Consider the following 22,529-nt stretch of genomic DNA (forward strand, 5'->3'; position numbering starts at 1 on the left):
GCACCGATGACCCTCACCCAGGAGCAGGCGACCTGGTTCGCCACGACCTTCGCGCAGATCGCCGACAACGTCGAGCGGGCCGTCCTCGGCAAGCGCCACGTCGTCGAGCTGGTGCTCACCGCGATGCTCAGCGACGGTCATGTGCTCCTGGAAGACGTCCCCGGCACGGGGAAGACGTCGCTGGCTCGCGCGATCGGGCAGTCGGTGCAGGGAACGAACACCCGCATCCAGTTCACGCCCGACCTCCTCCCCGGCGACATCACCGGCATCACCGTCTACGACCAGAAGACCGGGCAGTTCGAGTTCCACTCCGGCCCGATCTTCGCGAACATCGTGCTGGCCGACGAGATCAACCGCGCGAGCCCGAAGACCCAGTCCGCGCTGCTGGAGGTCATGGAGGAGGCGCGCGTCACGGTGGACGGCGTCACCCGGCCCGTCGGCGTGCCCTTCCTCGTCCTCGCCACGCAGAACCCCATCGAGCAGGCCGGCACCTACCGGCTCCCTGAGGCGCAGCTCGACCGCTTCCTGATGCGCACGTCACTGGGGTACCCCGACCACGCCGCCACCGTCCGCATCCTCGACGGCGCGGCGCTCGCCACCGACGAGCTGTCTCCCGTGATCACGCCCCAGGCCCTCGTCGGGATGGCCGACCTCGCCGCCGACACGTACGTCGACGCCCTCGTGCTGGATTACATCGCGCGGCTCGTGGATGCCACGCGCTCGGCCGACGAGGTGCGCCTGGGCGTCAGCATCCGCGGCGCCCTCGCCCTCACCCGTGCCTCACGCACCCGCGCCGTCTCGCAGGGGCGGACCTATGTCACGCCCGAGGACGTTAAGGCGCTCGCCGTCGCCGTGCTCTCGCACCGCCTGATCCTCCACCCCGAGGCGGAGTTCGACGGCGTCACCCAGGAGGCGGTCATCGGCCAGGTGCTGCTGGATGTGGCCCCGCCCCTGCAACGCGAGGCCGTATGAGTTCGACCGAGTCGCGCTTCACCCGCACGTCCGCCGTCACCGGCGCGACCACACGCTCGTCGGTCACGTCGGCGACGACGACCGCACGACGCGGGCGTGCGCTCGTGCGCGCCGCGGTGTGGGCGAGCGCGGCATGGCGGGCGATCGTGGCGTGGGCCGCGGCGGCGGTGCGATGGTGCGCGCGCACGGTGCGGCCGGCCGGCGCGCTCGTGGCGGTGGCTGCCACGGCGGGGCTCGCACTCGGGATGCTGTTCGGGTGGGTCGAGTGGATGGTGGCGGGCGCGGTGTCGCTGCTGCTGCTCGCCATGAGCGTGCCGTTCCTCTTCGGTGCCCGCGCGTACGACGTCGATCTCACCCTCGCGCACGAACGCATCGTCGCGGGGGAGGGCGTGGAGGGAGAGGTCGTCGTCCGCAACGACGGGCGGCGGATCGCGCTCCCCGGGCGCCTGGACATCCCCGTCGGCCGCGGACTGGTCGAATTCGGTGTACCGCTCCTCCGCCCGGGGCACACCGTCGCCCAGCCGCTGGAGATCCCGGCGCTTCCGCGCGGCGTCGTGCGCGTGGGACCGGTCACCACCGTCCGCAGCGACCCGATCGGGCTGCTGCGCCGCGAGCACGCCTTCCAGGACGTGCATGAGCTGTTCGTGCATCCGCGCACGGTGCTCCTCCCCTCCACGAGCGCCGGGCTGATCCGCGACCTCGAGGGCAACCCCACCCGGCGGCTCGTGAACGCCGACATGTCGTTCCACGCCATCCGCGAATACGCGCCGGGTGATGCGCGACGTCAGATCCACTGGAAATCCACCGCGAAGACCGGCCAGCTGATGGTGCGGCAGTTCGAGGAGTCCCGCCGCTCCCGGATGGCCGTGGTCCTCGCCACCGCGCAGCAGGAGTACGCCGACGCCGACGAGTTCGAGCTGGCCGTCAGCGCCGCCGCGTCCCTGGGGCTGCGCGCCGTCCGTGACGCGCGCGACCTCGACATCGTCACCGGCTCGGAGATCCCCCGCGTCGTCCGCGGGCGCCTGCGTGCCATCTCCCACGTCCCCACCGTCTCCCCGCGGGCGATGCTCGACGGCTTCAGCGCCGTCGAACGCCTCGAGAACACGATGAGCGTCGAGGACGTCTGTCGCCTGACCTCCGAGGCGAACGAACGCCTGTCGATCGCGTTCGTGGTCGTCGGCTCGCTCGTGGCGCTCGGCCGCCTGCGCTCGGCCGCGTTGGCGTTCCCGGTCGACACCACCGTCGTCGCCGTGGTGTGCGACGAGCGCGCCCACCCGCGGATGCAGGCGCTGTCGGGCATCTCCGTGCTCACCGTGGGAACCACCGAGGACCTCTCCGGACTCCTCCTCCGCGGGGCCACGTCGTGAACGCGCGGCGGGTGGTGGGCGGGTCGCTCTCGGTGGGCGTCACGGTCGTTCTCGCCGCGATCGCCGCCTGGCCGATCTACGCCTCGGGGGCGTTCGTCGTCCTCGCGGTGGTGGCGTCGGTCGTCGGCGCGGCCATCGCCGCCGCCGTGTCCTGGCGTCGGTGGGGAGGCTGGGTCGCGGCGGGACTCCTCGCCGCCGCCTTCGTGGTGCTGTCCGTGCCGCTGGCCGTGCCCTCGCGACTGGGTGGACCGCTCGAGATCGTGCGGGGACTCGGCGACGCGGCCGTGGGCGTCGTCCTCGCGTGGAAGGACCTCGTCACCGTCGACCTCCCCGTCGGCGCCTACCGCAACCTGCTCGTCCCCGCCCTCGTGGTCTTCCTCGTCGGCACCTGCCTCGCCCTGATGCTGTCGTGGCGGGCGGATCACTGGGCCGTCGCGGCGGTGCCGGTGGGCTTCGGGATGCTGGCCTTCGGGCTCTTCTTCGGGCGCACGGCCGTCAGCGATCCGCTGCCGGTGGGGACGTTCGCGCTGCACGCACCGGTGGAGACGGCACTCGGCGCCGCCGGCCTCGTCTCGGCGCTCCTGTGGCTCGCGTGGCGCACGCACGACGAGCGGGTGCGGGCGCTTCACCGCGCGGCGTCGGCGAGCGGCGTGCGCGTGTCGCGGCGACCCTCCCGCACCGATCGCCGCCGCACGGCCCTGGGTGCAGGGATGGTCGTCGTCGCGCTCGTGGGCGCGGTGGCCGTCGTGCCGTGGATGGCCCGCGGCGCCGACCGTGATGTCCTCCGCTCGGTCGCCGGCCCCGAGCGCGACATCGCCGCTGCCGTGAGTCCGCTCGCCGAATACCGGTCGCTCTTCGCCGCCGACCGCTCCGACGAGGTGCTGTTCCGTGTCTCCGGTGACGGGCCGATGCCCGAGCGGGTGCGGGTGGCGACGCTGGACGCCTACGACGGGGAGACCTTCCGCGCCGGCGGGGAGGCGGATACCCCGACGTTCGTCCGCGTGCCCTCGACGCGGGACGCAGGGGAGGGGCGCCCGGTCGACGTCGACGTGACCGTGGAGGATCTCCAGGGCATCTGGGTGCCCACCGCGGGCCGGCTCGTCGCCGTCGATTTCTCCGGCGAGCGTGCGGCCGCGCTGGCCGACCGGTTCTTCTACAGTGCCGCCGGTCAGGCCGGCGTCGTGACGGCCGACGGGGGCCTCCGCCCGGGTGACTCGTACCGGCTGCGTGCCGTGGACCCGTCGCCGCGGGAGCTGGCCGCCGTCGATGCGCCCGGCGGTGACCCCACCGGCCCTGAGGCGCCCGACAACCTCCGGAGGTGGGTCGAACAGCACGCCACCGGGTCGGACGGGGCGGCGCTGGCCGGGCTGGTCGGGCTGCTCCGCGACCGCGGATTCCTCAGCCACGCGCTGTCGGTGTCGGAGGAGGCGCCGCCGTCGTGGATGACGTCGCTCACCGGGTACCGGTTCCAGCCCAGCGCCGCGGGGCACTCCCTCGCGCGCATCGACACGATGTTCTCCCGTCTCCTGGAGCGCGAGAGCGATCCCCGCGCCGAACAGTCCGGCAACTACGTCGCCGCCGTCGGCGACGACGAGCAGTTCGCTGTGGCGACCGCGCTCATCGCCGGGGAACTGGGGTTTCCCGCCCGCGTCGTCGTCGGTGCACGGCTGACCGCCGCCGACCCGGGCGTCGTCACGTGCGAGGGCGGACAGTGCCGGGCTCGCGACCTCTCCGCGTGGACCGAGGTGCTCTCCGACGACGGTGCGTGGATCCCCATCGACGTCACCCCCCAGTGGACGCAGGCGCCGAGCCTGGAAGTGACCGAGCAGCGCGATCCGGAGAACGTCACCGAGGTGCGCCCCGACAGCGTCGAGGAGGTCGTTCCGCCCGAGCCGGTGCAGGACGATACCGCGCGCGACGACGACGGCGACGACGCCGCGGGGTGGGATCTGTCGTGGCTGTGGCCGATCCTGCGCATCACGGGCCTCGTCGTCCTCGTCCTCCTCGTGCTGCTCGGCCCTTTCCTCCTCGTCGTCGCCGCGAAGGCCGTCCGGCGTCGTGGTCGCCGCCGCGCCGCCGAGCCGGCACGCAGCATCGCCGGCGGATGGGACGAGTACGTCGACGCCGGGGTGGATGCGCGACGCCCGGCACCTCCCACGGGCACCAGGCCGGAGGTCGCCGCCGCATTCGGCACGGCCGCCGGCGCGCACCTGGCGTCCGTCGCCGACCGCGCCGTTTTCTCGGGCCAGAACACCACCGAGGACGACGCGGAGGAGTTCTGGCGCATCGTGGAGGCGGAGCGACGCGCCCTGACCCGCGGCGGGGGGCTCCGGCGGAGCATCCTCGCGGCCGTATCGTGGAGATCGTTCGTGCGCCTCGTGGCGCCGCAGGCGTCGACGGGGAAGTCGCGCATCGTTGAGAGGGGGAAGCGCCGGGCCGTCGGTCGCGGGCGCACAACGTCATGAACACGGAAAGCATCACGATCGCGCTGGGAGTGACCTCGGTCGTCCTCGCCATCGTCCTATACGTCTGGATGGCGCTCGCATTGGCGGCGCTGTTCCGCAAGGCCGGCGAACAGGGGTGGAAGGGCTGGGTGCCGTTCCTCAACCAGGCCGTCGTGCTGCAGCTGGGCGCATTCTCCCCGTGGCTCATCCTGCTGGTGCTCATCCCGGTTCTCGGTCAGCTCGCCGTCTGGGTGCTGATCGTGATCTCGGCGCATCGGATCAACCGCTCCTTCGGGTACGGCGGCGGGATGACGGTGCTCGCCGCGCTGCTGTTCCTCATCTGGGCGAGCGTCCTGGGGTTCGGCTCGGCCCGCTGGATCGGGGCGCCCGCCGGGGGTCCCGCTCGTGCGGCGGCACCCCCCGCGCCGCCGGCGCCGCCCCTCGTGGGCGGGTGGACGCCCTCGGCGCAGCCCCCGCCCGTCCCGCCCCTCGGACCGGCGCGCGCCCCCTCGGCCGCACCGGCCGCCGAGCCGGCGTCCTGGGCCCCCGCCTTCCCGTCCGAGCCCGTTGCGCGCGTCGTGCCGACGCTGGACCGCGAGGTCGAAGACAGCGCCGTGGATCCCGGAGACCGCCTGGAGCCCGCGCCGCGCCGCTCCGGTTCGTTCACGCCCCCGCCGGTTCCTCCCGCGCCGCCCGCGCCCGGCGAGCCGGTCGTCCCCATCTCCTCGGTGCCGGGAACGCGGTCGGCTCCGCCGCCGGCACCCGCTCCCGCTCCGGTGGAGAGCGTCCCCGCTCCGCCGCCGGTCGCCGAAGCGCGCGAGCCGTGGTCGGCGGATCGGCACGCGCCGGATGACAGCTTCCCCGAGCCCTCCGAAGCGATCTCGGCTGTCGTCGGTGCCCCCGATGCCGGTGCGCCGCGTTCTGCGCGCTCCTCCGTGTCGGCGTTGTACGCGCAGCCGGAGATCCCCGATGACGAGGTCGGCCCCGACGTCGACGACGACGAGCCCATCGATCAGACGATCATCGCCAAGCGGCGTCGCACGCCGTGGACGCTCGTGCCGCCGATCGGCACGCCCATCGAGATCGCCTCGGACGTGGTCATCCTCGGTCGCCGCCCGGCGCCTGACCCGGCGTATCCCGACGCGCAACTGGTGTCGATCCCCGACGAGACGCGCACCGTCTCCAAGACCCACGCGCGGCTGGAACTGCGCGGCGAGACCTGGTTCGTCACCGACCTCGGATCCACCAACGGCGTGCTGTTCGCCACCCTCATGGGCACGGAGGTCGAGGCGCAGCCCGGGCAGGAGCTCGAAGCCGGCGAGCGGTTCTTCCTCGGCGACGCCGAGGTGCGTCTGCGCCGCAGCGACACGTGAGGCGGATCGGCCCGTGAGTGAGCGCGAGGACGAGGACGACGTCACGATCTGGGCGGGGCGTCTTCGGGGCTGGCCCGCCGCCGAACCGGACCCGGACGCCGACCTGGACGATGCCACCACCCTCGCCGCGCGCCAACCGGCCGGCCCGCGCCGCCGCGGCGGAGAGCCGCTTCCGCCCCGATCGGACGAAGCCGACGGTGCGCCCGAGGAGGCCACCGGCCCCCGTGCCACGGGCGGCCGCGCCCTGCCCCCGGCCGCCGGTCGCGCCCTGCCCCCCGGTGCCCGCCCCGTTCCGCAGGCCCCCGCCGAGGGGCGACGCGGGGCGCAGGTGCCCGACGCGGGGTCGCGCGAGATCTATCGCCCGCGCCCTCCCGAGCCGGAGATCGTGGAGCGACGACCTGCCGCGCGACGGGCGCCGCAGCATCCGGCCGGCGATGCGGCGGGGGTTTCGCGCGGTCGCCGCGGACGCCGCCTCGTCTGGATGCTCGTGGCGGGGGCAGGCGCGTTCATCGCCCTCGCCGTGGCGGTGCTCGTCCTCGTGCTCGCTGTGGGCTGAACCGCAGGTTTGCCACCCCCCGGCCAGGCGCGTATCATTAAGTAGGTGTGCGCACGTGCGCGCTCTGCGTCGTGCCTCGGCCGCTGCAGGCGAGCCGGCGCTGCATCTCAGGGAAACGGCCTGCGAACAGGCCACCCCCACGGCATACCCACCACCAGAACGCGCCGGATTTCCGGGCGCGCCGGCGGGTCTGTGGTGAAACCACACGGCTGTCACCGTGCAGCATTATCAAGGAGAGAACGTGCCAACCATTCAGCAGTTGGTTCGCAAGGGGCGTGCGCCGAAGGTCTCGAAGACCAAGGCTCCCGCGCTGAAGTCGAACCCGCAGCAGGCCGGCGTCTGCACCCGCGTGTACACGACCACGCCCAAGAAGCCGAACTCGGCGATGCGCAAGGTCGCCCGTGTCAAGCTGCGCAACGGCGCCGAGGTCACCGCGTACATCCCCGGTGAGGGCCACAACCTGCAGGAGCACTCGCTCGTGCTCGTCCGCGGCGGTCGTGTGAAAGACCTCCCCGGTGTCCGCTACAAGATCGTCCGCGGTGCGCTCGACACCCAGGCCGTCAAGAACCGTAAGCAGGCTCGCAGCCGCTACGGCGCCAAGAAGGGTTGAGTTAGATGCCTCGTAAGGGTCCCGCTCCCAAGCGTCCCGTTGTCAACGATCCCGTCTACGGCGCTCCGATCGTCACGCAGCTCGTGAACAAGATCCTCGTCGATGGCAAGAAGTCCATCGCCGAATCGATCGTGTACACCGCGCTCCGCGGCGTCGAGGCCAAGAACAGCCAGGACGCCGTCGCCACCCTCAAGAAGGCGCTCGACAACGTGCGCCCCACCCTCGAGGTCAAGAGCCGCCGCGTCGGTGGTTCGACCTACCAGGTGCCGGTCGAGGTCAAGCCTCACCGCGCCAACACGCTCGCGCTGCGCTGGCTCGTCAGCTACGCGAAGGGCCGCCGTGAGAAGACCATGACCGAGCGCCTCCAGAACGAGATCCTGGATGCCTCGAACGGCCTGGGTGCCGCGGTGAAGCGCCGCGAAGACACTCACAAGATGGCCGAGTCGAACCGCGCGTTCGCGCACTACCGCTGGTAAACAGCTTTTCTGCATCCGGCCGGGGACACTGTCCCCGGCCGGATGCACCCCACAAGACGTAAAGGAAAACCCCGTGGCACAAGAAGTGCTCACCGACCTCACCAAGGTCCGCAACATCGGCATCATGGCGCACATCGATGCCGGCAAGACGACGACGACCGAGCGCATCCTGTACTACACCGGAACCAACCACAAGATCGGCGAGACGCACGATGGCGCGTCCACGACCGACTGGATGGAGCAGGAGCAGGAGCGCGGCATCACGATCACCTCGGCCGCCGTAACCTGCTTCTGGGACAAGAACCAGATCAACATCATCGACACCCCCGGCCACGTCGACTTCACGGTCGAGGTCGAGCGTTCGCTCCGCGTCCTCGACGGCGCCGTCGCGGTGTTCGACGGCAAGGAGGGCGTTGAGCCCCAGTCCGAGACGGTGTGGCGCCAGGCCGACAAGTACGACGTACCGCGCATCTGCTTCGTCAACAAGATGGACAAGCTCGGTGCCGACTTCTACTTCACCGTCGACACGATCGTCAACAAGCTCAAGGCGAAGCCGCTCGTCATCCAGCTCCCCATCGGCGCCGAGAACGACTTCGTCGGCGTGGTCGACCTCGTCGAGATGCGCGCCCTCGTGTGGGCCGGTGACGCCAAGGGTGATGTGACCATGGGCGCCAAGTACGACGTGCAGGAGATCCCGGCAGACATGGCCGAGATCGTCGCGAAGTATCGCGAGATGCTGCTCGAGACGGTGGCCGAGTCCGACGAGGCCCTGCTCGAGAAGCACTTCGGTGGCGAGGGCCTCACCGTCGCCGAGATCAAGGCCGCCATCCGGAAGATGACCGTCAACTCGGAGCTCTACCCCGTGCTCTGCGGATCGGCGTTCAAGAACCGCGGCGTGCAGCCGATGCTCGACGCCGTCATCGACTACCTCCCGTCTCCCCTCGACGTGCCCGCGATCGAGGCGCACGACCCGAAGAACGAAGAGAACATCATCGAGCGTCACGCCGACCGCGATGAGCCGTTCACGGCGCTCGCGTTCAAGATCGTGACGCACCCGTTCTTCGGTCGCCTGACCTACATCCGCGTCTACTCGGGTCACCTCGACTCGGGGAGCCAGGTGGTCAACTCGACCAAGAGCAAGAAAGAGCGCATCGGGAAGATCTTCCAGATGTACGCGAACAAGGAGAACCCGGTCGACGCCGTCACCGCGGGGCACATCTATGCCGTCATCGGGCTCAAGGACACCACGACCGGTGACACGCTCTCCGATGCGCAGCACCAGGTCGTGCTCGAGTCGATGACGTTCCCCGAGCCGGTCATCGAGGTCGCCATCGAGCCGAAGACGAAGGCCGACCAGGAGAAGCTGGGTCTCGCGATCCAGAAGCTCGCGGAGGAGGACCCGACGTTCCGCGTCGAGCAGAACTCCGACACCGGTCAGACGGTCATCCGCGGCATGGGCGAGCTGCACCTCGACATCCTTGTGGACCGCATGAAGCGGGAGTTCAAGGTCGAGGCCAATGTCGGCAAGCCCCAGGTGGCGTACCGCGAGACGATCAAGAAGGCCGTCGAGCGTCACGACTACACGCACAAGAAGCAGACCGGTGGGTCGGGTCAGTTCGCGAAGATCCAGTTCGCGCTGGCACCTCTCGAGGTCACGGCCGACAAGACGTACGAGTTCGAGAACAAGGTCAGTGGTGGCCGGATCCCGCGCGAGTACATCGAGCCGACCAACCAGGGCTTCCAGGATGCGATGGCCGTGGGCGTGCTCGCGGGCTACCCCATGGTCGGCGTCAAGGCGACGCTGACCGATGGTGCCGCGCACGACGTCGACTCCTCGGAGATGGCGTTCAAGATCGCCGGTTCCATGGGCTTCAAGGAGGCCGTTCGCAAGGCCAACCCGGTCATCCTCGAGCCGATCATGGCCGTCGAGGTGCGCACGCCCGAGGAGTACATGGGCGACGTCATCGGCGACCTGAACTCCCGTCGTGGCCAGATCCAGTCGATGGAGGACGCCGCCGGCGTCAAGGTCGTCCGGGCCAACGTCCCGCTGTCGGAGATGTTCGGCTACATCGGCGACCTCCGCTCGAAGACCTCGGGCCGCGCCGTCTACTCGATGGAGTTCGACAGCTACGCCGAGGTTCCTCGCGCCGTCGCCGACGAGATCATCCAGAAGACCAAGGGCGAGTAACACTCGCCCGGATGCCGGGGGCTCCGAGCCTGGCGACGAGCCCCCGCCATCCAGCAAACTCAATACCCACTCTCTAGTAATCTGAGAACCATCCCCGTAGCTGACCGGTCGCAATCCAGTGCCCGGAAGTCCTACAAGAACGTCCTGAGGAGGACCCAGTGGCTAAGGCCAAGTTCGAGCGCACCAAGCCGCACGTGAACATCGGAACGATCGGTCACGTCGACCACGGCAAGACCACGCTCACCGCCGCAATCTCGAAGGTGCTCGCCGACAAGTACCCGTCGTCGACCAACGTTCAGCGCGACTTCGCGTCGATCGACTCGGCGCCCGAAGAGCGCCAGCGCGGCATCACCATCAACATCTCGCACGTCGAGTACGAGACCCCGAAGCGTCACTACGCCCACGTCGACGCCCCGGGCCACGCTGACTACATCAAGAACATGATCACCGGTGCCGCTCAGATGGACGGCGCGATCCTCGTGGTCGCGGCGACCGACGGCCCGATGGCTCAGACCCGCGAGCACGTTCTGCTGGCCAAGCAGGTCGGCGTGCCGTACCTGCTCGTCGCCCTGAACAAGGCCGACATGGTCGATGACGAGGAGATCCTGGAGCTCGTCGAGCTCGAGGTCCGCGAACTGCTCTCCAGCCAGGACTTCGACGGCGACAACGCCCCCGTCGTCCGCGTCTCGGGCCTCAAGGCTCTCGAGGGCGACGAGAAGTGGGTCAACTCCATCGTCGAGCTCATGGAAGCCGTCGACGAGTCGATCCCCGACCCGGTGCGCGACAAGGACAAGCCGTTCCTGATGCCCATCGAGGACGTCTTCACGATCACCGGTCGTGGCACCGTCGTCACGGGTCGCGCCGAGCGTGGCACGCTGGCCATCAACTCCGAGGTCGAGATCGTCGGCATCCGCCCGACGCAGAAGACCACGGTCACCGGTATCGAGATGTTCCACAAGCAGCTCGACGAGGCATGGGCCGGCGAGAACTGCGGTCTGCTGCTCCGCGGCACCAAGCGTGATGACGTCGAGCGCGGCCAGGTCGTCGTGAAGCCCGGTTCGGTCACCCCTCACACCAACTTCGAGGGCACCGCGTACATCCTGTCCAAGGACGAGGGTGGGCGTCACAACCCGTTCTTCACGAACTACCGCCCGCAGTTCTACTTCCGCACCACGGACGTCACGGGCGTCATCTCGCTGCCCGAGGGCACCGAGATGGTCATGCCCGGTGACACCACCGAGATGTCGGTCGAGCTCATCCAGCCGATCGCCATGGAAGAGGGCCTCGGCTTCGCGATCCGTGAGGGTGGCCGCACGGTCGGCGCCGGCACGGTGACGAAGATCCTCAAGTAACACGTCGCACAAGGCGGTAGGGGTCGGACCTTCGGGTCCGGCCCCTTCGTCGTTTCCGGGTCGCAACTGGCCGGATTGTTACGCGCCGATGAAGAGTTCCTGACCCTGGATCATCCAAACTTGTGCTTTTCCTGAGAACCCCGATAGCCTGACGCGAGAAGTGGTGGGAAGGTGCCGTATCCCCCACGCCGCGCGACATCGGACGGATCCCCGTCCTCCTTCGCAGCTCACCGCACGTCACAAGCATCGGAGTACTGTATGAAGAACTTTCGGACCAAGTTTGCGGCGGTAGTCATCGCCGCCGCCGCCATCACCGCTGTTCCTGCCGTCGCCATGGCGGACACCCAGGACGGGTCGTACAACTCTCCGACCCCCGCCTCGGGTCCGGCCGTCCTGGCTCCCGGCGCCAGCGGCACGTACACGTTCGGCGGCTTCGCGCCTGGCGAGGACGTCACCTTCACCCTGACGGGTGAGAGCGTCGCCGATCAGCACCTGGCGCTCGTGCGCGCCGCAGTGACGTCGACGACCGAGGTCAAGATTGCCGCGGCCGACGGCACCGCCTCTGTGGTGGTCACCCTTCCGGCCAACGCCACGGGCACTTACACGCTCACCGCCGACAGCGCGTCGACGAACGCCGGCTCGGTCATGATCAGCTTGGCCGCCGCCGGCGGCCTCCCCGCGACCGGTATCGACGCGGCCTCCATGACGAGCGTCTGGATCGGTGGCGGCGCGCTGCTGGCCGCCGGTATCGCCGTCACGAGCGTTGCGATGATCCGTCGTCGCCAGGCTCAGGAGAGCTGAACTCAGCACTGACACTCAGCACTGCACGAAGGCCCCTCGTCCACGGACGGGGGGCCTTCGTCATGTTCACGCGTCTGGGCCGGAGAGCGGCCCGGCCGCTAGCGCGGGTTCTGCTCGCGCAGGCGGGCCACTTCCCGGGCCACCTGGTCCTGGCGCACCCGGAACGGTGCTCCGCCGTAGATCACCAAGCCCGCCACGATGACGACGACAGCCGTGCCGAGGATGGGCCATACCGGCCAGAAGTACCCGCCCGGCGTGGTCAGCCCCCAGATCAGCAGCATTCCGGCGGCGAGGACGACCCAGAGGCCGGCGACCGCCTTGTAGACGTTCTTCGCTATGACGATCGCGCGGGCGCGGTGTTCCAGGGTGTATTGGTCGTTACTCATGATGTTGCTCCGTTGTTCTGGCCGCGGATGCCCGCGGCGCGTTGGTGTGGTGTGGATGGAACGCCCTCGGTCATGACGACACGAGGGACGAGGGGCGGGGGTGGCGGCTGAATGCCGGCACCCGTCCGTACGCGATGGTGGCGAGCACCCCGAGGGCGATGCCGATGGCGCCGCCGATGCCGACGCTCAGCCAGGCGTCGGACAGTCCCGCCGCCGGGTTGCCGTCGAAGTAGAACAGGGCGCGCACCCCGTCGACGATGGGGCGGAACGGGGCGAAGCCCGAGACCCACTGGAAGAACGGGGGAGTGGCCTCCAGGGGCACGGTTCCCCCGGACGAGGTCATGGCCAGTGCGATGAAGAAGACGGTGTTCACGAGCGCACCGAGGCCGGGACCGAAGATCGCGAAGACCGACAGGGCGCCGGCTCCCACGGCCGCGATGACCGCGCTGGAGAACAGCCAGAGGATCAACGGATCCGCGGTGGGAACGCCGATCACCTGAGTGGCCATCAGCTGCGTCGCGATCGCCGCCACGGGTGAGGCGACCAGGAGGATCGCGAGCTTTCCGAGGTAGGTCTGAAGCCGGGAGGCGGGCACATAGGGTCGTCGCTCCACCCTGGGTCCGACCTCGCTCGGGGCGAATCCGAGCGCCGAGTCCACGAGCGGTCCCACGAGGGATGCGCCGATGAAGGCGATGAGAACGAGGATCAGTGCGTAGTAGAAGGCGCTCGTTCCGAGGCCCGCATTCGCCGGCAACTCTGCGAATGCCGTCGTGGTGACGTGGAACGGCTGCTCCAGCAGTGCCGCGTTGGCCGCGGGCAGTGGGGTCTCGCCGGCTCCGGCGGTGAGCCGCGCACCGACATCGGTGGCGACGCCGTGCAGCACCGGTACGAGGTTGCCCGTCAGGAGGCCGTTACTGAGGCCGCCGTCACCGGCGTTCGTGAGGATAGTCACCACCGGGACGGAAACGGGCGCGCCGGTCGGGAGGAGGCTAACGATCCCCTCATCGAAGCCCGCCGGGATGACGACGGCTCCCGCGATGCGGTCCTCCTCCATCGCGCGGGTCATGTCCTCCTCGGTCATCCGGGTGAAGGCGATTTTGTCGCCGACGCCGTCCTCAAGGGCGTCGGCGACGGTGCCCGCGAGAGGCGGCGCGACTCCGGACTGCTCCTCGAGCACGAGACCGACGGGAAGACCCTCGAGGTTCGACTGCGGGTCGGTCGTTCCCGAGAGATAGATGGTGGGGAACAGTGCGGCGATCCCGATGATGAGCATCAGCGGGATGAGCCACGTGCGGTAGTGGGTGAGGACTCGTGCAGCGGACATGTTGGCCGCTCCTTTCGTAGATAGTAAGCTATCTAGCTACAAGATAGTATAAATATCTACAGGAGGCAAGGTGCGAATTTCCGAACTGGTCAGCCGAGCTGATGTGCCGTTGGCGACGGTGAAGTTCTACATCCGGGAGGGCATGCTCCCGTCGGGCCGTGTGACCAGCGCCCGGCGTGCGGAGTACGACGAAGCGCACCTCGAGCGTCTCCGCCTCATCCGGTCGCTCACCGTCGTCGCGGGGCTGCCGCTGAACCGCGCGAAGCGGATCCTCGACATCATCGACCACCCGGAGGGCTCGCTCTACGCGACGCTGGGGCGCGCGATCGACGCTCTGGCCGACCGGCCCGCCGCCGACGCGACCGGCGAGGGGGAGGAGGGGACGTCCTATCCGCGAGCGAGGGCGGCGTTGCCGGCCCTCGGGGAGGCGTACGCGAGATCGGCCGAGCACATGGCGGCCTTCGCACAGCTGGACGATGCCCTCCGGGCAGCCCAGGAGGCCGGCATCGTGCTCGATGAGGAGAGCCTGCGCATCTACGGTGAGCACGTCGCGGCGATCGCCCGCGCAGAGGTCGAGCGAATGCCGCGGGATGACCCGCGGGCGACCGTCCAGTACGCGGTCCTCGGCACGGCGTTGGGGGAGCCCGTTCTGGCTGCCCTCCGCCGCCTTGCGCACCAGAATCTGGCGGCGGCCATCACCTCCGAGGCCGACTGACCCGTGCCAGGAACGGGGACCAACGACCCGGGCCCTTCGTCGTGTCTTTCGACCTGTTTCTGCCCGCTTCGCGCGCCGCCGAGGTGCGTACTCATGGGCCCGCGCTGCGGGCCGGATCCCTGAAAATACGCGGGCCACGGCCCTCGACAGCGCTCACCACAGCCAGGATGATCAGTCGGCGGGGGACGGGTGTAACGGGTCGAACGCACCTTGACCGCGTGGAAAATCCCCCCCTATCGTCGCCCCCAAGAGGCGGCATGCCAGGAGACGTCTGGGGCCTCGTCACAGTCCCCCCCCCCGATAGGCGTTAGCCGAGGTAGTCATGGGTGCAAAGGCACGCCCGTCCGGGCCCCCGAGCCATTCGCTCCGCCGCCGGGCCCGGAGAAGGACGAACGACGCTCGTGCGCAGCGCGGACGCCCGCTCTCCATCGCCCTCTCGGCCCTGCTGACGGCGGTGCTGGTCCTCACCGGCACGCCCGCGCTGGCGGCGGTCGAGCCGCCCGCCCCGGCCGGTTCCACGGCGGCCGTTCCGCCGACCGAAGGCCCCCCGGCGGCGCCGGAGACGCCTTCCGCGCCCGCCGAGCCGGCCGAGGAACCCGCCCCGCCAGCCCCGCCCGCCCCGCCGGCCCCGCCCGCGCCGACGCCCGCCCCTGAGCCCGTGACGCCCCCCAGCCCGCCGACCCCCGCGCCGGAGGAGCCGAGTGCCGAGCCCACCGCGGCGCCGTCCGACGAGGCGCCCGCCCCGGGTCCGGCCGACGATGCCGTCCCCGACGTCGGGGTCCTCGCCGTGCCCGCCCCGGGGACGACCACCGCGGTCATCACCGTGAAGGTGGGGTCGGACCGCACGGGTATCACCGGGGTGACGAACCTCGCCGGCGTGGTGCTCCTGCTGAACGAGGGCGGTGCGTCCGGGCCGAACGGCGTGCGCCCGGACGGGGTGGCCGGCACCGCCGACGGATGGGCCAAGTGCACGTCGGATGCCGCCGGGGACTGCTCGTTCGTCGTGCCCGACACCGGCGTGGGGCCGTTCGGCTTCCCCCAGGCCAACCGAGACGACCGGTACTGGGTGGTTCAGTCCAGCGTGCCGGAGGGGTACTACGCCAACCCGTCGCTGCGCACCGGGCCCGGCACCGGAGGAGGCACGGCCACCGCGTACCAATTCCGTACCGGTACCCAGTTGCGGGCCGGCAACGTCTACAGCTCGCAGAACGCGAGCGACTTCATGCTGTCATCCGGATCGCAGGCCACGGCGTCCGGCGGGATCTGGCAGCAGTCGCGCAACAATCCGCCCCTGGGCGCCTCCTGCGGCCTGGACGTCGCCCTGATCCTCGATCTGTCGGGATCGGTCGGATCCAGCACCGGGCAGTTGAAGGCCGCCGCGGATACCTTCGTGAACTCCCTCCAAGGCACCCCGTCCCGCATGTCGCTCTTCTCTTTCTCCACCGTGTCGCCGGCCCAGGGTGCAACCGCGAATTACCCCAGCCTGACCTCCGTGGCCACCTCCACCCAGGCCGACGCCTTCAAGAACCGCTACGCGAACTGGACGGCGGTGGGCGGCACGAACTGGGACCGGGGACTCGGCGTGGCGGCCGCGGCGAACACGGCGGCGAACAACTTCGACCTCGCCGTGGTCATCACCGACGGCGATCCCACCTTCTACAACCAGCCCTCCCAGGGGCCGGGCAACTTCAATCGCTTCCGCGAGACCGAGAACGGCATCTTCTCCGCCAACGCGCTGAAGGCGGGCCCGGCCGGCGGATCCCCCACACGGCTCGTCGCGTTCGGCGTCGGTGACGGAGCGAGCGGCGCCGCAACGGCGCTGAACCTCCGCGCCATCTCGGGCCCCACCGCCTACGACGGTTCCAACGGCACGTCGGCCGACTACTACCAGACCGCGAATTACGCCGCAGTCGGGACGGCGCTGCGCACTCTCGCCCTCGGCAACTGCGAGGGAGACCTGACCGTCACCAAGCAGATCGTCCCCGCGTCCGCCCCCGCCGGCTCGATCGAGGGGGCGACGCCCGCCGGCGCCGGCTGGCAGTTCACGAGCGACATCGGCACGCCCGGCGTCACGACGCCCGATCCGGTGCTCACGACGACCGCGAACGGCACGGGCACGGTCAGCTACCGGCTGCAGTACCCCGGCGGAACGGAGGCGGCCTCGGTCACCGTCACCGAGGCGCAGCAGCCCGGATTCACGCTGCAGCCGGTGGACGCGCAGAACGCGGTGTGCACGAATCTGAACACCGGCGATCCGGTCCAACCCACTGCCTCGCCGACGGACGGCTTCACGGTCACCGTGCCCAGCACGCAGGCGGTCAACTGCACCGTCTACAACCGTGCGCCCAGCCCGGAGGCCGATATCACCGTGACGAAGAACTGGGTGGTCAACGGCGTCGCCTATGAAGAGGGCGCCCAGCCGGGGAACCTGTCCGCACAGCTTCAGCTGACCGGACCCGGCGACGCGGAGGCGAGCGGCCAAGGATGGGGCGTGACCCGGTCCGGGTACGCGCAGGGCGACACCGTCACGCTGTCCGAGCAGGTCACCCTGATCGACTCCACCCTGTGCACCGACGACGCGGTCGTGACGAGCCTCAACGGGTCCGCCGTGGACTTCCCGCTCGGCGACGGGTACGACGTGGAGCTGACGCAGGCGCAGAACACCGCGACGATCACGAATACCGTCACCTGCGAGAGCCGACTCACCCTGGCCAAGCAGGTGGACGGCGGTGATGCCGATCCGACCAGCTGGACCCTCAACGCGTCCTTCCTACCCGACGCACCGGTTGCCGAGGGACTCCCCGGGTTCTCCGGCTCCTCGGGCGAGGAGGCGACGACGTCGCAGGAGGTCACCCCCAACGCCCGCTACCAACTCTTCGAGACGGGCGGCGACGCACGGTACATCCAGGTCGACGAGCGGACGGACCTGCAGTCCAACCCCCTGTCCACGGGTTCGGCGACGTGCATCCGCGTCGACGAGAACGGCGACAGATATCCCGACAGCGGATACTCGGACGGCATCAACGGCGGCGTGAACGTGCCGCTGGGCTACCGCGTGCAGTGCACCTTCGTGAACCAGGACGCGCAGGTGACGCTCCTGAAGAACGTCGTCAACGACAACGGTGGTTCCACGCCCGCCGAGGAGTGGGACTTGACCGCCACACCCGCCCCGCGGGAGGGGCTGACAGCCACGACCGTGACGGGATCCGAGGACATCGTCGCCCCCAGCATCATCCAGGTGCGCCCCGACCACGTGTACACGCTCACCGAGTCCGCCGAGGAGGGGTACGAGTTCTCGCGTCTGCAGCAGCGCGTGGGCGAGGAGTGGGTGGATGTCGAGGCCAACCCCGATCCGGCCGGCTACCCGCGGCAGAACGCCGCCGGAGACTGGGAGATCACGGTCCCGGCTCTCGGCAACCCGGTGTACCGCTTCGTCAACGACGACGTCGCCCCCACCCTCACCCTGGTGAAGGAGGTCGTCAACGACGCCGGCGGCACCGCGGAGGAGCCGGAGTGGACCCTCACGGCGACGACCCCGGACGGCCCGAACCTGAGCGGCGCGACCGGGACGTCGGGGGCGGTGGCCGCCGGCGCTGTGTACACGATCGGGGAGACTGGCCCGCCCGGATACGACTGGACGACCCTGAGCTGCACGGGATATCCCGACACGACGAGGGCCGCTCCGGAGCTGACCCTGGAGCCCGGCGACGCCGTCACCTGCACGCTGACCAACGACGATGTCGTCGTCCCGGTGATCATCGAGAAGTCCGACGGCGCGGCGGCGCAGTCCGCCGACGGGGTATGGACCATCCGCTACCCCGTCGTCGTCACCAACACCAGCAGCACCCTGCCCACGAGGTACTCGCTCACCGACGTGCCCGGCTTCGACGCCAGCTTCACCGTCCTCACGCAGGGGTGGGACGGCGCGCCCGATGTGACCGACGTGCCTCTCGAGGCCGGCGGCACCGACGAGTACACGTACGTGGTCACGGCGGAGGCGAACCGCACCCCGGTCGACGCGTCGGCACTGCAGTGCTCGACGACCGGAGGCGGATTCTTCAACACCGCCGAGGCGACGTACCCGGGCGGCGTGGCGAGTGACACCGGATGCGCCGTCCCGGCCGCTCCGACCGTCGAGAAGATCGCGCAGCCCTCGGTGCAGAACCTCACCACGGGGGAGTGGACGCTCAGCTACCGGGTCGCGGTGGCCAACCCCAGCCAGATCGAGCTGGCCTACGACCTCACCGATATTGCCGCGGAACTGCCCGCCGGCGTCACCGGGGGCACATGGACGGCCTCGGATCCCGTCGCCGTCGGCGGTGGCACGTTCGTGCGCAGTGCCGACCCGGTGGGTGACGGGCCGCTCGCGACCGGCACGCTTCCCGCCGGTGCGACGCACACCTACACGCTCTCGCGCACCGTGACGGTGGCGGCATCCATCGCCGACGAGGCGCTCACCTGCGGCCCGGTCATCGGCGAGGGCGGCGGCGTGTGGAACACCGCGACGGTCACGAACGGAATCGCCGAGCCCTCCTCCTCCGACTGCGCTCAGATCGAGCGCCCCGACGCCGACGTCACCAAGACGGTCACCTCGACGCTGCAGCTGGCGGACGGCACGTGGCAGATCACGTACGACATCGCGGTGGCGAACGCCTCGGATACGCTCGCGGCGGTCTACAGCCTCGACGACGCGCTGCAGTTCGGCGGCGACATCACGGTCGAGGGGGCCACGTGGACGGGCCCCACGGGCACCGGCGACTTCGCCGCCGACGGCACGGCCACGCTCGCGACGGACCGCGCACTGGCGCCGGGCACCACGGAGACGTACACCGTCGTGGCGCGGGCCGGCATCGACGCGGCCGCGTGGGAGGGTGGCGACCTCGCGTGCGAGGATACGGCGGCCGGCGGATTCCTGAACACCGCGACGGTCACCGTCGCCGGCGAGGAGGTTCCGGCCTCCGACTGCTCCGAGCCCGCCCTGCCGACGATCGAGAAGGTCGGCGTCGCGGTGACCCAGGACCCCGACGCACCCACGCGATGGACGGTCACGTACGACCTCACCGTCACCTCGGGCGGCTACGACACCTTCTACTCGCTCGCGGACAGCCCGTCCTTCCCGGAAGGCGTCGCTCTCGGCGCCGGGACGGCCCAGCGCACCGACACGGAGGTCCAGCCGCTCCTGCCCGTGACGCGCGGCGTGGACTTCGTCACCGGCGTCCCGCTGGCCGCCGGCGCGACCCACGTGTACCGCGTGACGTGGCAGGTCGAGCTCACCGATGCCTACAGCGAGGATGACGCCGCCTGCACCGGCGAGGCCGGCAGCGGGTTCTTCAACGCCGCCCTGCTGCAGGTCGGCGACATCCCGATCGACGCCACCGACTGCATCCCCGTCGACGAGCGGGTGTACCCGGCCGTGGCGAAGACGGTGACGACCACCGAGCAGGACCCGCAGACGGGCCTCTGGACCATCGAGTACGACCTCGAGGTGACCCTGCCCCCGCTCGGCGAAGACAACCCGAGGGGGCTGTCGGCGGCGTACGACCTCACCGACACGCTCCAGTTCGGCGGAGACATCGACATCCGCAGCGCCTCCTGGTCGGGTGAGTCCTCCGGGGACTTCACGTTCTCGCCCGACCCGGCCGTGCTCGCGTCGGACAAGGCGATCGCCGCCGGGGTCACGCACACCTACACCGTGCGCGTGGTGGCCGCCGTCACCGCCGCCGCGGTGGAGGGTGGCACCACCGCGTGCCTGCCCGACGGGGCGGGCGGGTTCCTCAACACCGCGCAGCTGACCTCGGCGACCGTGGAGACCGACGTGCGCGCGTGCTCCGAGCCGGTGTTCCCGGAGGTGGAGAAGACCGCCGTGGGCGAGGCGGTGCTCGACCCCGACACCGGGCTGTGGTCGGTGGTCTACGACATCGCCGTGCGCTATCCCGACGCCGCCGACCCCCTTCCGCCCCTCGGGTACGTCCTCACCGACGTCCCCGACCTGCCTGAGGGCGTCGAGCTGGCCGGCGAATGGACCGCGGAGGCGGGCACGACCGACACGCCGGCACCGGACCAGCCCTCGTGGGACGGCACCGGCACCTGGACGATCGTGACGGGCGCCTTCGACCCCGCCGTCGACGGAGTGCGGGAGCACCTGTTCACCATCACCGCGCAGGTGCGCATCACGGCGACGCCGACCGGCGAGCCGGTGCAGTGCGACGACATCGAGGCGCCGGGCGTCCCCATCGCCAACACCGCGACCGTCGTGTCGGGCGGGTACCGCGCCGACGACGACGCGTGCGAGCTCGTGCCCTTCGACGACGTCGGGATCGTCAAGACCACCGACGGCGTGGAAGGACCGCTGGAAGCCGGCGCCACGTTCGACTACGTGCTCACGGTGACGAACAACGGCACCCTGGATGCGACGGACGTGAGGGTCGCCGACCCCGTTCCGAGTCGCCTGACCGTGACCGCGATCGACCTCTCCGCGGCTCCAGGATGGTCGAACGACAACGCGCCCGCGCTCGTGGACGAGGACAACGGCGTGGCACTGAGCGCGGCGCGGCTGGCGGTGGGTGCGAGCGTGCAGATCCGGCTCTCGGTGACGGTGGACGCGCTGCCTGCCCCCGACGTGGTCGCCCTCGGCCCCGACGACCCCGCGCCCACCCCCGAGCTGCCCGACAGCACGCTGACCAACGAGGCATGTGTGACCGCCGTGGGCGACAGCGACCCCTCCAACGACTGCGGCGATGTCACAGTAGGGACTCGCGACATCGCCGCAGCCGTCTTCACGCGCTGCGTGTCGGACGTCCCCAGCATCGGCTTCACGCTGGTCAAGACCCAGAACCTCGTGGCCGAGCCGGTCGAGCTGTCGTGGACGCCGGATGGCGCGAGCACGGCGACCGATCCGGCCGCTGTCGAGCGGTCCTACCCCGGGGGGTCGACGGTCCACACGGACGAGTTCCCGTGGGTGGGAGCGACCTCCACGCCCGCCGGCATCGGGATCGACAACGCCGGTCTGCGCCCGCTCCGCGCGTCGGACTACGCGCCCGGTGGCGGCTACTACCTCCCCGGCACCACGACCGTCATGACGCCGGAGCAGCAGGCGGAACTGGTTGTCAACGGACTCATCGTCGATCCCAGCGAGGCCGACTTCGCCTGGCGCGGCCCCACCACCCTGACCCTCACCGTCAACCCGAGCCAGACCTTCCAGATCGCCGAGATGCCCGCAGGCGGAGACTGCGCGGCCGCCCGCCACTCGGAGGTGCGGATCGAGAAGACCACCGCCGTCGAACGCGTGGCGCCCGGGGGGGAGTTCTCCTACCAGCTGGAGACGGCCAACGTCAGCGACCACTCCGCGGCAGAGGGGGTCGTCGTCACCGACGAGATCCCGTCGGAGATCCGCATCACCGGCGTGTCGTGGCCGGGGCAGGGCGACCCCGACGTGTTCCCGAACTGGCGCACGTGCGCCGTGACGGGCCAGAGCAGCACCGGATACGGCGGAACGCTGCGCTGTGAGCTGCTCGGGCCGCTGCATCCGGCCGGAGCGGGGCTCGGCGCCTCCAGCGCCCCGACCATCACGCTCGAGGCCACCGTCGATCCCGGCGCCGGCTCGACCACCATCCGCAACGTCGCCGTCGTGGAACACCAGACCTTCGGAGACCCGGGCGATCGCGGCACGGACAGCGACGACGCGGTCGTGCGCGTGTTGACGCTGCCGGCCACCGGCGGCTCGCCCCTGCTCGCACTCGTCCTGTTCGCTCTGCTGGCCCTGGGCGGGGGAGCGGCGGGGCTCCTCGTACGGGATCGACGCCGGGAGGCGGGTGCGCCGACGCCCTGAGGCCTGCGGGGCGGGTCGCGACACGCCCGGGTTTGCGACACGCCCGGGCTGCACGTAGACTAGTTCAGTTCCACATTCCGACTTGCTTCGTGCAAGTCCGGATCACTGCCAGGGCAGTGCATAGGCAGCGCGCAAGC

14 protein-coding genes are annotated in these 22,529 nt (G+C 70.4%); 12 read left to right on the forward strand and 2 right to left on the reverse strand.

Annotated features, from left to right (window positions below):
• Nucleotides 1-6 precede the first annotated feature (6 nt).
• From AC2DGY_RS14085 to AC2DGY_RS14130, 10 genes are all read left to right on the forward strand, one after another.
• Nucleotides 7-972 carry an AAA family ATPase gene (locus AC2DGY_RS14085; RefSeq protein WP_484510383.1) on the forward strand — a complete coding sequence of 322 codons (966 nt, stop codon included), beginning with the start codon at nt 7-9 and terminating at the stop codon, nt 970-972.
• Nucleotides 969-2,339 (forward strand): DUF58 domain-containing protein, encoded by a 1,371-nt coding sequence (locus AC2DGY_RS14090; RefSeq protein WP_484510384.1) that lies wholly within the window; start codon nt 969-971, stop codon nt 2,337-2,339. The genes AC2DGY_RS14085 and AC2DGY_RS14090 overlap by 4 nt, the downstream gene beginning before the upstream one ends.
• Nucleotides 2,336-4,804 carry a transglutaminase TgpA family protein gene (locus tag AC2DGY_RS14095; protein ID WP_484510385.1) on the forward strand — a complete coding sequence of 823 codons (2,469 nt, stop codon included), beginning with the start codon at nt 2,336-2,338 and terminating at the stop codon, nt 4,802-4,804. The genes AC2DGY_RS14090 and AC2DGY_RS14095 overlap by 4 nt, the downstream gene beginning before the upstream one ends.
• Nucleotides 4,801-6,156 carry a DUF5684 domain-containing protein gene (locus AC2DGY_RS14100; protein WP_484510386.1) on the forward strand — a complete coding sequence of 452 codons (1,356 nt, stop codon included), beginning with the start codon at nt 4,801-4,803 and terminating at the stop codon, nt 6,154-6,156. Before AC2DGY_RS14095 ends, AC2DGY_RS14100 begins: the two co-directional genes overlap by 4 nt.
• A gap of 13 nt (nt 6,157-6,169) precedes the next feature.
• Nucleotides 6,170-6,712: a hypothetical protein gene (locus AC2DGY_RS14105; protein WP_484510387.1), complete on the forward strand. Its 543-nt coding sequence runs from the start codon at nt 6,170-6,172 to the stop codon at nt 6,710-6,712.
• Between the two features lie 241 nt (nt 6,713-6,953).
• Nucleotides 6,954-7,322 carry a 30S ribosomal protein S12 gene (gene rpsL, locus AC2DGY_RS14110; RefSeq protein WP_484510388.1) on the forward strand — a complete coding sequence of 123 codons (369 nt, stop codon included), beginning with the start codon at nt 6,954-6,956 and terminating at the stop codon, nt 7,320-7,322.
• A gap of 5 nt (nt 7,323-7,327) precedes the next feature.
• Nucleotides 7,328-7,798 (forward strand): 30S ribosomal protein S7, encoded by a 471-nt coding sequence (gene rpsG / locus AC2DGY_RS14115; protein ID WP_484510389.1) that lies wholly within the window; start codon nt 7,328-7,330, stop codon nt 7,796-7,798.
• A gap of 73 nt (nt 7,799-7,871) precedes the next feature.
• Nucleotides 7,872-9,986 (forward strand): elongation factor G, encoded by a 2,115-nt coding sequence (gene fusA / locus AC2DGY_RS14120; RefSeq protein ID WP_484510390.1) that lies wholly within the window; start codon nt 7,872-7,874, stop codon nt 9,984-9,986.
• 158 nt (nt 9,987-10,144) lie between these two features.
• On the forward strand, nt 10,145-11,338 hold the full coding sequence (tuf, locus tag AC2DGY_RS14125; protein WP_484510391.1) for an elongation factor Tu: 1,194 nt from the start codon (nt 10,145-10,147) through the stop codon (nt 11,336-11,338).
• A gap of 258 nt (nt 11,339-11,596) precedes the next feature.
• On the forward strand, nt 11,597-12,139 hold the full coding sequence (locus AC2DGY_RS14130) for a hypothetical protein (RefSeq protein ID WP_484510392.1): 543 nt from the start codon (nt 11,597-11,599) through the stop codon (nt 12,137-12,139).
• A gap of 98 nt (nt 12,140-12,237) precedes the next feature.
• Here AC2DGY_RS14130 and AC2DGY_RS14135 read toward each other — a convergent pair whose 3' ends face one another.
• Together AC2DGY_RS14135 and AC2DGY_RS14140 are read right to left on the reverse strand one after the other, a co-directional pair.
• Nucleotides 12,238-12,525 carry a hypothetical protein gene (locus tag AC2DGY_RS14135; RefSeq protein WP_484510393.1) on the reverse strand — a complete coding sequence of 96 codons (288 nt, stop codon included), beginning with the start codon at nt 12,523-12,525 and terminating at the stop codon, nt 12,238-12,240.
• Between the two features lie 70 nt (nt 12,526-12,595).
• On the reverse strand, nt 12,596-13,849 hold the full coding sequence (locus AC2DGY_RS14140; protein ID WP_484510394.1) for a YhgE/Pip domain-containing protein: 1,254 nt from the start codon (nt 13,847-13,849) through the stop codon (nt 12,596-12,598).
• 70 nt (nt 13,850-13,919) lie between these two features.
• Between AC2DGY_RS14140 and AC2DGY_RS14145 the strand changes: the two genes are divergently transcribed.
• Together AC2DGY_RS14145 and AC2DGY_RS14150 are read left to right on the forward strand one after the other, a co-directional pair.
• On the forward strand, nt 13,920-14,564 hold the full coding sequence (locus tag AC2DGY_RS14145) for a MerR family transcriptional regulator (RefSeq protein WP_484510395.1): 645 nt from the start codon (nt 13,920-13,922) through the stop codon (nt 14,562-14,564).
• A gap of 658 nt (nt 14,565-15,222) precedes the next feature.
• Complete coding sequence (locus tag AC2DGY_RS14150; RefSeq protein ID WP_484510396.1) at nt 15,223-22,392, forward strand: hypothetical protein; 7,170 nt, start codon at nt 15,223-15,225, stop codon at nt 22,390-22,392.
• Nucleotides 22,393-22,529: the final 137 nt, after the last annotated feature.

The sequence above is a fragment of the Microbacterium sp. Z6_144 genome (assembly GCF_057197625.1).

Coding starts and splice junctions, on each gene's coding strand:
- AC2DGY_RS14090 (WP_484510384.1), top strand. CDS start 969: ATGAGTTCGACCGAGTCGCGCTTCACCCGCACGTCCGCCGTCACCGGC.
- AC2DGY_RS14100 (WP_484510386.1), top strand. CDS start 4,801: ATGAACACGGAAAGCATCACGATCGCGCTGGGAGTGACCTCGGTCGTC.
- AC2DGY_RS14085 (WP_484510383.1), top strand. CDS start 7: ATGACCCTCACCCAGGAGCAGGCGACCTGGTTCGCCACGACCTTCGCG.
- AC2DGY_RS14135 (WP_484510393.1), bottom strand. CDS start 12,525: ATGAGTAACGACCAATACACCCTGGAACACCGCGCCCGCGCGATCGTC.
- AC2DGY_RS14140 (WP_484510394.1), bottom strand. CDS start 13,849: ATGTCCGCTGCACGAGTCCTCACCCACTACCGCACGTGGCTCATCCCG.
- rpsG (WP_484510389.1), top strand. CDS start 7,328: ATGCCTCGTAAGGGTCCCGCTCCCAAGCGTCCCGTTGTCAACGATCCC.
- AC2DGY_RS14130 (WP_484510392.1), top strand. CDS start 11,597: ATGAAGAACTTTCGGACCAAGTTTGCGGCGGTAGTCATCGCCGCCGCC.